Here is a 12,316-nt window from a genome sequence, read left to right as displayed (position 1 = left end):
TCGACCGGCGTGGAGTGGCTGGCCCACCCCGGCTCGGTCGGCCGGGTGGTCTCCGGCGAGATGCGCATCGGCGACGAGGAGGGCAGGCCGCTGCCGGTCGGCGAGGTCGGGGAGGTGTGGATGCGGGTGCCCGAGCAGCCCTACGCCTACCTCGGCGCGACCGCCCGCCACCGGGACGGCTGGGAGTCCCTGGGCGACCTGGGCCGGATGGACGCCGAGGGCTACCTCTACCTCGCCGACCGCCGCAGCGACATGATCCTCGTCGGCGGGTCCAACGTGTACCCCGCCGAGGTCGAGGCGGCGCTGGAGACCCACCCCGCGGTGCTGTCGTCCTGCGTCATCGGGCTGCCGGACGACGACCTCGGCAACCGCGTCCACGCCCTCGTCCAGCTCGCGGCGCCCGTCCCCGACGAGGAGCTCCGCGCGCACGTCGCGGAGCGGCTGGCGAGGCAGAAGGTGCCCGCCACGGTCGAACGGGTGGACCACCCGCTGCGCGAGGACACCGGCAAGGTGCGCCGCTCCGCCCTGCGCGCCGAGCGCCTGCCCTCGGGCACCCACTCCTAAGCCGGGGTCCTCCGCAGCACCGGCGGGAGCATGCGGGCACCCTCGCCGTCCGCGCCCGCGCGGTCGCCCGGGTTCATCAGCCTGCACCGGGCCAGCGACAGGCACCCGCAGCCGATGCACCCGTCCAGCCCGTCACGCAGGGCGACGAGGGCGTCGATCTGCTCGTCGAGCCTGCCGCGCCAGGCCTGGGACAGCCGCGTCCAGTCCGCCTTGGTCGGGGTGTGGTCGGCGGGCAGGGTGGCGAGCGCCGCCCGCACCTCGTCGAGCCCGATCCCGATCGCGCGGGCGGCCCGGAGGAACGCGAGCCTGCGCAGCACGCTCCGTTCGTAGCGCCGCTGACCGCCCGCCGTGCGGGTCGCGTGGACCAGCCCCTCCCGCTCGTAGAAGCGCAGCGCGGAGTGGGCGAAGCCGCTGCGCTCCACGACCTCCCCGATGGTCAGCAGGTCCTTGGCGTGCACGCTCACCCCTGAAGTCGGCTTCAGGATGAGGTTACCGCTCACCGCACGACGACCGACTCACCCGACCGTGGATCGGCGCGACGAACGGACCCGGAGCAGCGGCGACAGGCCGCCCCGAGGGTTGTGCCGTTCGGGTCGCGCTCCGTAATCTCCCCGTAGTCATCACGGCGAGATCACGAACAGGCACCCGGAGCCGGACTCCCCGACCGGCTCCCCGGACCCCCCATCCGGGCCTGAGCGGGATCAGCCGCTGGACCGAAAGGCACTCGAACCTTGGCTGGCCACCGCTCCCCAGGCGGCCGGCGTGGTGACGGGCTCCCGCTCCCCCTTGGGACCCCGCCTCGCCGCGCCGCCAGACACGCAACCGTGTCTCGACGCACCGTCGCGTCCCACACCGCCGCCGTCGGCGCCGCGTTCGGCGTGCTGGCGACGGGCACGTTCGCCGCCGTGACCTCGGGCGGCGCCACCGGAGCCGTGGCGGACGCCGCGGAGACCGGACCGGCGACGATGGCGACCACGCTGGCCGCCAACGAGGCCGTGCTGCCCGCCGCGGACACCGTCTCGAGCGCCGCGCACGTCACCCCCGCCGCCTTCGGGGTCGACGACCTCGACGCGGGCGAGGACTTCGACCTCTCCGCGCTGGACAAGGCGGGGAAGATCGCCGACGCGATCGCCCAGAAGCAGGCGGAGGAGGCCGCGGCGCAGGCCGAGGCGGACCGCCTCGACGCGATCATCGCCAAGGGCGGGCTGGACGGCTGGATCGCCGAGGCCCTGCGGATCTGCGATCTCCCGCAGGACCTGGCCCCCAGCGTCAAGAAGGTCATCATGGCGGAGTCGGGGGGCAACCCGAAGGCCGTCAACAACTGGGACGCGAACGCCCTGCGCGGCACCCCGTCGCAGGGCCTCATGCAGACGATCCCCTCGACGTTCAAGAAGTTCGTGCACCCCAGCCTCGCGGGCCGCCCGATCACCGATCCGGTCGCCAACATCACCGCGGGCGTGCGCTACATGGTCGCCACCTACGGGCTGTCCACCCTGGAGGCCGGCGGCCGGAGCAACCACGCAGGCGACTACATCGGCTACTGAGTCGAGGAGCGGCGAGACCCCGCCCGTCGGGCGCGCACAGGTGGGCGCCTTTACGATCGACTCTCAGGCACGACCGAGAGGACCCGGATGAGCCAGGCCCACCCGGGTCCGTCGGACGAGACGACAGGCGCCCTGCAGCAGCGGACCCGCCGCTTCCGTCCCGAGCTCCAGGGCCTGCGGGCCCTCGCGGTGGTCCTGGTCGTCGTCTACCACGTCTGGTTCGGCCGGGTGTCCGGCGGCGTGGACGTCTTCTTCGTGATCTCCGGGTTCCTGATCACCGGCCAGCTCCACCGCGCCGCCGCCCGGGGCACGCTGCGCTTCCGCCCGATGTGGGCCAGGCAGGCGGCGCGGCTGCTGCCCGCCGCGTTCACGGTGCTGCTGGGCGCCGTCGCCGCCGGGTGGCTGCTGCTGCCCGAGGCGCGCTGGCAGCAGACCCTCAACGAGGTGTTCTCCTCCGCGCTCTTCCTGGAGAACTGGCGGCTCGCCGCGGACTCCGTCGACTATGCCGCGCAGCACAACACGCAGAGCCTGGTGCAGCACTTCTGGTCGCTGTCCATCCAGGTGCAGTTCTACATCGTGTGGCCGCTGCTGGTGGCGCTCGTGGCGCTGATGGCCGCGAACCGCCTCATGGTCGGCTCCGCGAACTCCGCCTCCGCGCGCGAGCGCCTGCGCGCCTACCTGCTCCTCGCCCTCGGCGGGCTGTTCCTCGCGTCCTTGAGCTACTCGGTGATGCTCACCCTCACCGACCAGCCGCTGGCCTACTTCCACTCGCTGACCCGGGTCTGGGAGTTCGCGCTCGGCGGGCTGCTGGCGCTCACCATCGACTCGATCGTCCTGTCGGCGCGCACCCGCCTGCTGCTCGGCTGGGTCGGTGTCGTCGGGCTGATCGCCTGCGGCGCCGTCCTGCAGGTCGACGCCGTGTTCCCCGGCTTCGCCGCGCTCTGGCCGACCGGGGCCGCCTGCCTCGTCCTGATCGCGGGCGCGACCGGCAGCCGGGCGGGCGCCGACCGCATCCTGTCCTCCCGCCCGCTGAAGTACGTGGGGGACGTCAGCTACGCCCTCTACCTGTGGCACTGGCCGCTGCTGATCCTGTTCCTGGTCACCCGGGACCAGGAGGCGGTCGGCCTGCGCGGCGGGCTGGCGATCATCGCGCTGGCGTTCGTGCTGGCCGTGCTCACCCACCACCTCGTCGAGGAGCCGATCCGCCGGGCGTCCGTCTCGGACCGGGCCCGGTACCGCGGCGCCGCCGCCGGGCTCGTCGTGGTGCTGCTCGCGGCGGGCGCCTGGCAGTGGGAGACCACCGCGCGTTCGAGCTCGGTCGCGGTGGTCGGGGACGAGTCGCACCCCGGTGCCCTGGCGATGCGGGGCGGCCCGGCCGTGGCGCAGGCCCCGCTGATCCCGCCGCTGGTCACCGCCCAGGACGACTGGTCGCGCATCGAGTACTGGAACTGCGTGCCGATGTCCCGGCTGCCGGAGAACGCCGCCTGCACCCTGCCGCCGCTGGACCCGGCCGTGCCGCCCGTCGAACGGGTCGTCGTGGTCGGGGACTCGCACGCCCAGCAGTTCACCGCCGCGATGGTCCCGTGGGCGCACGCCCGCAACGTCGAGCTCACCGCGATCATCCACGGCGCCTGCCCCTTCTCCACCGCGTCGGAGGTCTACCCGGACGACCCGGTGTGCCTGAACTTCAACGACGCCGCCGCGGGCGAGATCGCCGACCTGCACCCGAACGTCGTGGTCACGCTCGCGAGCCGGGACGTCCAGGTCGGACTGACCGAGGTCACCCCGCCCGGGTTCGTGGACCGCTGGCGCGAGCTCGACGCCCAGGGCATCCGGGTCGTCGCGCTGCGGGACAACCCGCGCTTCGCCCCCGAGTTCCGGCCTGCGGACTGTCTGCAGCAGGCGGGCCGCGGGTCGGACCTGTGCAGCCTGGAGCGCGCGCAGCTCTACGCGCCCGTGCCGCCGTGGGAGGCGATCCCGGACCTCCCGCCGAACGTGTCCTTCCTGGACTACACGGACTACTTCTGCGGCCCGCAGACCTGTCCGGTGGAGGCCGGCAACGTGCTGATGTACCTGGACTTCAACCACATCACCGCCACGTACATGACGTCCCTGGCCCCGGTCGTCGGCGAGGACTTCGACCGCGTCCTCGGGGTCTGATCAGGCCGTCGGGCGGGCCCGACGGCCCTGCACCGCGACCACCTGGCCGCGCCGCAGCTGCGCGCCGCGGCGGGTCTCGGGCCTGCCGTCGACCTCGACCTCACCGGCCTCGACCAGCTCGCGGGCGTGCACGCCGTCCTCGGCCAGCCCCGAGAGCTTCAGGAACTGGCCGAGACGGATGGGTTCCTCGGCGATCGGGACGTCCAGAATGGGCGGGCGCGACATCGGTCGATCGTTGCACGATGGCCCCGTGCTCGATCTGCGGCTCCTCCCCAAGGCCCACCTGCACGTGCACGCGGAGAGCACGGTCCGGCCCGCGACGCTGGCCGAGTTCGCCGCCCGGCACGGGCTGGAGCTCGGGCCACGCCGACGCGCGTTCACCGGGTTCCGGGACTTCGCCGACCACAACGCACGGACCCGCGCCTGCCTGCGCGAACCCGCGGACTTCACCCGGATCGGACGCGAGCTGATCGAGGACGAGGCGGCGCAGGGCACCGTGCACGTCGACGTCACCTTCACGGCGGCCTCGCACGGCGAGCGCCTGGGCGAGCCCGAGATGCCGCTCGACGCGCTGCTCACCGGCCTCCGCGAGGCCGCCGCCCGCACCGGGACGACGTTCGCGGTGATCCTCGACCACTCCCGACGGCGGTCGGTCGCCCGCTTCGCCCGCACCGTGGCCCTGGCCGGGTCCCGGCCCGAGGTCCGCGCCGTTGGGCTGGCGGGGGACGAGGCCCATCCGCTGGCGCCGTTCGCGGGCGTGATCGCCGGCAGCGGCATCACGATGGTCCACCACGCGGGCGAGACGGCGGGGCCCGAGAGCGTGCGGGAGGCGCTCGGGCCCGGCCGTGCGGTGCGGATCGGGCACGGCCTGCGGGTGCTCGAGGACCGCGAGCTCGTCGCGGAGCTGCGCGACCGGCGGGTCCCGCTGGAGGTGTGCCCGTCGTCCAACACCGCCCTGGGCCTGGTCCCCTCCGGCGCGCACCCGCTGCCCCGGATGATCGAGGCCGGGCTCGTCGTCACCCTCAACACCGACGTCCCGGACGTCACCGGGCACTCCCTCGTCGACGAGTACGCGCTGGTCAGAGACGTGTACGGGGCCTCGGACGGCGAGCTGGAGGGCCTCGCCCTGGCCTCCCTGCGGGCTGCGCTGCGTTAGGCCGGCAGGGCCACGAGGATCGACAGCGGGGAGGCGGTGGGGATGATCCGGGCCAGCTCGAAGCCCGCCTGGGCGAGCAGGGCGCGATGGTCCCGTTCGGTGCGCTCGCGCCCGCCCACGGTCAGCAGCTTCTCCAGGTCGGTCATCTTCGCCGGGTGCGGGGTGTTGCCCTCCGGGAGCACCGCCTCGACGACCAGCAGCCGCCCGTGGGGCGCGATCGCCTCCCGGACGCCGCGCAGGATCCGCAGCGCGGGCGCCTCGGGGTGGTCGTGCAGGACGTTCTTCAGCAGGTAGCAGTCCGCGTCCGCGGGCAGCGGTCCCTCGGCCGGGTCGTGCAGCGTGCCGCGGGCGTGCGGCGCGGCCCGGAGCACGGCGGCGAGCAGCTCGCCGCGGCCGCCGACCTCCACCACCGTGCCGGTCCCGGTGAAGTCGTAGGCGGCCACGACCGGCTCCGGCGGCCCGACGGGCTCGTCCCCGCCCTGCGGCGCCGGGAGCACGGGGGCGCCCTCGCGCACGACGTCCAGCAGCGTGCCCCAGTTCTCCCACTGCGGCGGGCCGCCCCAGAACAGGGCCGCCGGGCGCAGCGACTCCGGGTGATCGGCACGCAGCGTGTCCGCCGGCGGGGTCAGCTCGTAGCGCCCGTCCGGTCGGACCGCGAAGATCTCGGCCGCGGCGAGCGCGCGCAGCAGCCTGCGCACGCCGTCCGGGTCCGCGTCCACCCGCAGCGCGATCTCCCCCGGCGTGCGCGGGCCCGCGGCCAGCACGTCCGCGATGCCGAGACGGGCCGCGACGTGAATCGCCGCCGCGATGCGGTGCCCCTGGATCAGGTCCAGCATCGACGGTTCCGGCCGCCGCCGGTGCCATCGCCGGAGCAGTGCCCGGGGTCCGCTCGTCGCCACCACCGCCATGGTTCTCCTCGCCCTCCCTGCCTCGTGGGGCCCCGATCGTCACAGCCCGTTGTGTCCGAGTTGTGACGTTCGCCCGTCCGAGCGACGAGAGGCGGTGGGGCTGCGCCGGTCGGTCCCGGTTGACGGCGCCGCCGCGACGGCGCACCGTCGAACCATGGCTGCGCCGACGACGCCCCAGACCGACATGACCGCCTTCGAGCCGGACCAGGAGGGCATCGCCCTGCCCCAGCCTCCGGTGTTCGCGACCGCCGAGCAGGAGCGCGAGCACCGCAAGCAGCAGCTCGCGGGCGCCTTCCGCATCTTCGGCCGGTTCGGGTTCGGCGAGGGGGTCGCGGGCCACATCACGGTGCGCGACCCGGAGGACCCGGACCTGTTCTGGGTCAACCCGTTCGGCATGTCCTTCCGCCACATCCGGGTGTCCGACCTGCTCTGCGTCGACCACTCCGGACGAGTGGTGCACGGGACCAGGCCCGTCAACCGGGCGGGCTTCGTGATCCACTCCGCGGTCCACGAGGCGCGTCCGGACGTCGTGGCCGCGGCCCACGCGCACTCGGTCTACGGCAAGGCGTGGTCCTCCCTGGGCCGGGTGCTGGACCCGATCACCCAGGACGCGTGCGCCCTCTACGAGAACCACACCGTGGTGACCGAGGGCGGCGGCGCGGTCGTGGTCGACGCGGAGGCGGGGCGCCTGCTCGCCGCGGGCCTCGGCCGGAACGCGATGTGCTTCCACCGCAACCACGGGATCTTCGCCGTCGGGCACACCGTCGCCGAGGCGGCGTGGTGGTTCATCTCCACCGAGCGCAACTGCCAGGCCCAGCTCTTGGCCGAGGCCGCGGGCACGCCGCACCTGATCGACCCGGAGAACGCCCGCTTCACCCGCGAGCAGACGGGCGGGCACTACTCGGGCTGGTTCGCCTTCCAGCCGCTGTGGGACGAGATCGTCCGCACGGACCCGGACCTGTTCGACTGATCGAACGGGGCGTCTCGTACTGAGACGCTTTCTTGACTGGTTCCAGTTCTTCCGCCAGGGTGGGCGGGTGCCGACGACAGCGGATCTCGAGAGCCTGCTGCGCGGAGCCGCACTACGTGTGACGCGGCCCCGGGTGGCGGTGCTGTCCGCTGTGCACGACCGCCCCCACGCCGACACGGCCACGCTCATCACGGCCGTCCGCGACTCCCTCGGCGAGGTGTCCCACCAGGCCGTCTACGACGTGCTCCGCGCGTTGACCGCGGCGGGCCTGGTGCGCTGCATCCAACCGAGCGGGTCGCTCGCGCGCTACGAGGCGCGCGTCGGGGACAACCACCACCACGTGGTGTGCCGGTCGTGTGGAGCCATCGCCGACGTCGACTGCGCCGTCGGATCCGCTCCCTGCCTCACCGCGGACGACGACCACGGCTTCGCCATCGACGAGGCCGAGGTCGTCTACTGGGGACTCTGCCCAGCGTGCGCGGCCACCACCACCTCAGTGAACCCGGAAGGAACTTCCCGTGTCTGAGCACCCGAACGCCGAAGTCGGCGAGATGAACGAGACGGGCGCCGCAGGCTGCCCCGTCCACGCCGGCCGTCTCGGTCACCCCACCGAGAGCGCGAGCAACACCGACTGGTGGCCGAACCAGCTCAACCTGAAGATCCTCCGCAAGCACCCGGCCGAGGCCAACCCGCTCCCCGGGTTCGACTACAGCGAGGCCTTCCTCTCGGTCGACCTCGACGAGCTCGCGAAGGACGTCGACCACGTCCTCACCGACTCCAAGGACTGGTGGCCCGCGGACTTCGGCAGCTACGCCGGTCTGTTCATCCGCATGGCGTGGCACAGCGCGGGCACCTACCGCGTGGACGACGGCCGCGGGGGTGCGGGCGCGGGCATGCAGCGCTTCGCGCCGCTGAACAGCTGGCCGGACAACGGGAACCTGGACAAGGCCCGTCGACTGCTGTGGCCGGTCAAGAAGAAGTGGGGCCAGAAGATCTCCTGGGCCGACCTCATGATCTTCGCGGGCAACCGCGCGCTGGACACCGCGGGGCTGAAGACCTTCGGCTTCGCCGGCGGCCGGGCGGACGTGTGGGAGCCGGACGAGGACGTCTACTGGGGCCCGGAGCGCACCTGGCTGGGGGACGAGCGCTACACCGGTGACCGCGAGCTGGAGAAGCCGCTCGGCGCCGTCCAGATGGGTCTGATCTACGTCAACCCGGAGGGCCCCAACGGCGTGCCGGACCCGGTCGCCGCGGCCCGCGACATCCGCGAGACCTTCGGCCGCATGGCGATGAACGACGAGGAGACCGTCGCCCTCATCGCGGGCGGCCACACCCTCGGCAAGACCCACGGCGCGGCGGACGCGGACGAGTTCGTCGGCCCGGAGCCCGAGGGCGCCCCGATCGAGCAGCAGGGCTTCGGCTGGAAGGGCTCGTACAACTCGGGCGTCGGCCGGGACGCGATCACCTCCGGCCTCGAGGTCACCTGGACCTCCACCCCGACGAAGTGGAGCAACGGCTTCTTCGACAACCTGTTCGGCTACGAGTGGGAGCTCGAGAAGAGCCCCGCCGGCGCCAACCAGTGGGTCGCGAAGGACGCCGAGGCGACCATCCCCGGTCCGCAGGAGGGCGACCCGAAGCGCAAGCCCACCATGCTCACCACGGACCTGGCGCTGCGGTTCGACCCGATCTACGAGCCCATCTCGCGCCGTTTCCACGAGAACCCGGCCGAGTTCGCGGACGCGTTCGCCCGGGCCTGGTACAAGCTCACCCACCGCGACATGGGCCCGAAGCAGCGCTACCTCGGCGCCTGGGTCCCGCAGGAGGAGCTGATCTGGCAGGACCCGGTCCCCGCGCGCGGTGACTACACGCTGACCGACGCCGAGGTCGCCGCCCTCAAGGCGAAGATCCTCGACTCCGGCCTCACCGTGTCGCAGCTGGTCAAGACCGCCTGGGCCGCGGCCTCGTCCTTCCGGATCAGCGACAAGCGCGGCGGCGCCAACGGCGGCCGCATCCGCCTCGAGCCGCAGCGCGGCTGGGAGGCGAACGACCCGGACGACCTCGCCCAGGTCGTCCGCGTGCTGGAGGGCATCCAGGCCGCGGACGGCAAGGTCTCCTTCGCCGACCTCGTCGTCCTCGGTGGCGTCGCGGCGGTCGAGAAGGCCTCCGGGGTGTCGGTCCCGTTCACCCCGGGCCGCACCGACGCCACGCAGGAGAAGACGGACGTCGACTCCTTCAGCCACCTCGAGCCCACGGTCGACGGCTTCCGCAACTACCGCGGCAAGGGCCACCGCCTGCCCGGCGAGTACCTGCTCGTCGACAAGGCGAACCTGCTCGGCCTCACCGCCCCGGAGATGACGGTGCTGGTCGGCGGCCTGCGCGTGCTGGGCGCCAACTCCGGCGGCTCGACGGCCGGGGTGTTCACCGACCGGGTCGGCACGCTGACGAACGACTTCTTCGTCACCCTGCTGGACATGGACGTGGAGTGGCACTCCACCGGTGACGAGGACCTGTTCGAGGGCTACGTCGACGGTGCGGTGAAGTACACCGGCACCCGCGCCGACCTGGTCTTCGGCTCGAACTCCGAGCTGCGGGCGCTCGCCGAGGTCTACGCCTCGGACGACGCCAAGGACAAGTTCGTCGCGGACTTCGTCGCGGCCTTCGCCAAGGTGATGGACGCGGACCGCTACGACGTCTGATCGTCCGACCGACGCGGCCCCCGGGAGCGGTGCTCCCGGGGGCCGCGTCGTGTCAGGCGGCGGCCGCCCCGGGGACGGACCCGTGCACGCAACGCCAAGAACTCTGACCGCTGCGCCAAGCCCGCGGCGCACCTCCTCCGCCAGGATCGACCCCTGACGCCGCCCCACCACGGAGGAGTTCCCCATGACCGCCGCCACCACCACGGTCCGGGCCGCCTGTCCCCAGGACTGCCCGGACACCTGCGCCATGCTCGTGAACGTCGACGAGAACGGGCGGGCGGTGAACGTCGCGGGCGACCCGGACCACCCGTACACCAACGGCGGGCTCTGCGTGAAGGTCAACAACTACCTGGACCGCGTCTACGACCCCGGGCGCGTGCTGTTCCCGCTGCGCCGCACCGGGCCCAAGGGCAGCGGTCGCTTCGAGCGCATCACCTGGGAGGCGGCGGTCGCCGAGATCGCCGAGAAGTTCACCGCCATCGCGGCCGAGCACGGGCCCGAGGCGATCATGCCGGTCAGCTACCTCGGCACCCAGGGCATCCTCAACGGCCTCAACGTCGGCGACCCCTTCTTCGCCAAGCTCGGCGCCACGGTCGCCGAACGCACCTACTGCGACTCCGGCTCCTGCACCGCCTACGCCATGACCATCGGCGACACCGCGGGAGTGGACCCGGAGAGCCTGGTCCACTCGAAGTTCATCCTGGTGTGGGCCTGCAACATCATGAGCACCAACCTGCACCTGTGGCCCTACATCGCCAAGGCGCGGAAGAACGGCGCGAAGGTCGTCGTCGTCGACCCGATCCGCTCGCGCACCGCGGCCGCCGCGGACCAGCACATCGCGATCCGCCCCGGCACCGACGGCGCGCTGGCGCTGTCCATGGCGCACGTGATCATCGCCGAGGGGCTCACCGACCAGGACTACATCGACCGGTACACCGTCGGTTTCCCCGAGTTCGCGGAGCGGGTCGAGCGCTACACCCCGGAGTGGGCGGAGACCGAGACCGGCGTGCCCGCCGAGACGATCCGCACGCTGGCCCGCGAGTACGCGACCGCGCAGCCGTCGGTCATCCGGATCGGGGTCGCCGTCGAGCGGCACGCCGGCGGCGGACAGACCGTCCGCGCCCTGTCCTGCCTGCCGGGCCTGGTCGGCGCCTGGCGCAAGCCGGGCGGCGGGATCCTGCAGCTCCCGCTCTGGGCCTTCCCGGTGAACTGGGGTGCGTTCATGCACCCGGAGATGCTGACCCCCGGCACGCGGGTGATCAACCAGTACACCCTCGGCGCCGCGCTGGCCGGTGACCTCCCGGAGGGCCCGCCGCTCAAGGCGCTGATGGTCTACAACTCCAACCCGGTCGTCACCACCCCCGACCAGGACCGGCTCATCGAGGGACTCAAGCGCGAGGACCTGTTCACGGTGGTGTCCGAGCAGTTCATGACCGACACCGCGGACTACGCCGACATCGTCCTGCCCGCCACCACCCAGCTCGAGCAGTCGGACATCATGTTCAGCTGGGGGCACCTCTACATCACCTACAACCACCAGGCGATCGAGGCGCTCGGCGAGGCCGTGCCCAACACCGAGCTGTTCCGCAGGCTGGCCGCCGCGATGGGCTTCGACGACCCCGTCTTCCAGCGCACCGACGAGGAGATGATCGCCGAGGCGTTCGACTGGTCCCACCCGAACATGGAGGGGATCACCGTCGAGTCGCTGAAGGAGAAGGGCTGGCAGCGGCTCACCGTCCCCGGCCCCGACGAGTACGCCCCGCACGCGGAGGGGAACTTCCCGACGCCGTCGGGCAAGGCGGAGTTCGTGTCCGCCGCCGCGGCGGGCGGCAACTTCGTGGTCCCGCTGTTCCGCCAGGGCTCCAACGACCACCAGCCCGGCCAGCCCGTGGACCCGCTGCCGCACTACATCGCGCCCCGCGAGTCCGCCGCCACGAACCCCGAGCTCGCCGCGCGCTACCCGCTCAACCTGCTGACCCCGAAGTCGCACGCGTTCCTGAACTCCAGCTTCGGCAACCACGACTTCCACCGCCAGGTGGCGAGCGAGCACAGCCTCGTCATCCACCCCGACGACGCCGCCTCCCGCGGCATCGAAGAGGGAGCCCCGGTCAGGGTGTTCAACGACCGCGGCACGTTCACCGTGGTCGCCACCGTGCAGGACACGGTGCCGCGCGGGGTCGTCGTGAGCCCGATGGGCGGCTGGCGGAAGAACTCCAAGGCCTCCGCGACGCTCGCGACCGTCAACCCGACCGTGTTCGGGGACCTGGGCAACGCGCCCACGTTCTCGGACACCCTCGTCGACGTGGAGATCGCCTGAC

General features: G+C 72.7%; 11 protein-coding genes. 8 read left to right on the top strand and 3 right to left on the bottom strand.

Features of this window, described 5'->3' with window-relative positions:
- Positions 1-9: 9 nt before the first annotated feature.
- Positions 10-564: an AMP-binding enzyme gene (locus BLS43_RS31085; protein ID WP_245707494.1), complete on the top strand. Its 555-nt coding sequence runs from the start codon at positions 10-12 to the stop codon at positions 562-564.
- Here BLS43_RS31085 and soxR read toward each other — a convergent pair.
- Complete coding sequence (gene soxR, locus BLS43_RS14445) at positions 561-1,022, bottom strand: redox-sensitive transcriptional activator SoxR (RefSeq protein ID WP_093084327.1); 462 nt, start codon at positions 1,020-1,022, stop codon at positions 561-563. The genes BLS43_RS31085 and soxR overlap by 4 nt on opposite strands.
- 366 nt (positions 1,023-1,388) lie before the next feature.
- On the opposite strand from soxR, the gene BLS43_RS14440 reads away from it, so the two are divergent.
- Together BLS43_RS14440 and BLS43_RS14435 are read left to right on the top strand one after the other, a co-directional pair.
- Positions 1,389-2,108 (top strand): transglycosylase SLT domain-containing protein, encoded by a 720-nt coding sequence (locus BLS43_RS14440; RefSeq protein ID WP_093084112.1) that lies wholly within the window; start codon positions 1,389-1,391, stop codon positions 2,106-2,108.
- 87 nt (positions 2,109-2,195) lie between these two features.
- A complete protein-coding gene (locus BLS43_RS14435; RefSeq protein ID WP_093084109.1) occupies positions 2,196-4,268 on the top strand; it encodes an acyltransferase family protein in 2,073 nt (690 codons plus the stop codon).
- Here BLS43_RS14435 and BLS43_RS14430 read toward each other — a convergent pair whose 3' ends face one another.
- Entirely contained in the window at positions 4,269-4,493 is a 225-nt protein-coding gene (locus BLS43_RS14430) for an RNA-binding S4 domain-containing protein (RefSeq protein ID WP_093084106.1), read from the bottom strand.
- Positions 4,494-4,518: 25 nt separating this feature from the next.
- On the opposite strand from BLS43_RS14430, the gene BLS43_RS14425 reads away from it, so the two are divergent.
- Positions 4,519-5,424, top strand: a complete 906-nt coding sequence (locus BLS43_RS14425; RefSeq protein ID WP_093084103.1) for an adenosine deaminase family protein — start codon at positions 4,519-4,521, stop codon at positions 5,422-5,424.
- Here BLS43_RS14425 and BLS43_RS14420 read toward each other — a convergent pair.
- Complete coding sequence (locus tag BLS43_RS14420) at positions 5,421-6,260, bottom strand: methyltransferase (protein WP_093084325.1); 840 nt, start codon at positions 6,258-6,260, stop codon at positions 5,421-5,423. The two genes, BLS43_RS14425 and BLS43_RS14420, sit on opposite strands and share 4 nt — an antisense overlap.
- Before the next feature lie 226 nt (positions 6,261-6,486).
- Between BLS43_RS14420 and BLS43_RS14415 the strand changes: the two genes are divergently transcribed.
- The 4 genes from BLS43_RS14415 to BLS43_RS14400 all read left to right on the top strand — a co-directional run bounded on the left by BLS43_RS14415 (position 6,487) and on the right by BLS43_RS14400 (position 12,315).
- Entirely contained in the window at positions 6,487-7,302 is an 816-nt protein-coding gene (locus BLS43_RS14415) for a class II aldolase/adducin family protein (RefSeq protein WP_093084322.1), read from the top strand.
- A gap of 67 nt (positions 7,303-7,369) precedes the next feature.
- Positions 7,370-7,828 carry a Fur family transcriptional regulator gene (locus tag BLS43_RS14410; RefSeq protein ID WP_093084100.1) on the top strand — a complete coding sequence of 153 codons (459 nt, stop codon included), beginning with the start codon at positions 7,370-7,372 and terminating at the stop codon, positions 7,826-7,828.
- Positions 7,821-9,998: a catalase/peroxidase HPI gene (gene katG / locus BLS43_RS14405; RefSeq protein WP_093084097.1), complete on the top strand. Its 2,178-nt coding sequence runs from the start codon at positions 7,821-7,823 to the stop codon at positions 9,996-9,998. Before BLS43_RS14410 ends, katG begins: the two co-directional genes overlap by 8 nt.
- A gap of 184 nt (positions 9,999-10,182) precedes the next feature.
- A complete protein-coding gene (locus BLS43_RS14400) occupies positions 10,183-12,315 on the top strand; it encodes a molybdopterin-containing oxidoreductase family protein (protein WP_093084095.1) in 2,133 nt (710 codons plus the stop codon).
- The last annotated feature ends 1 nt before the right edge of the window (position 12,316 follow it).

It is taken from the genome of Pseudonocardia oroxyli (genome assembly GCF_900102195.1).
Taxonomy (GTDB): domain Bacteria; phylum Actinomycetota; class Actinomycetes; order Mycobacteriales; family Pseudonocardiaceae; genus Pseudonocardia; species Pseudonocardia oroxyli.
This window is presented reverse-complemented; position numbering and strand designations above follow the sequence as displayed.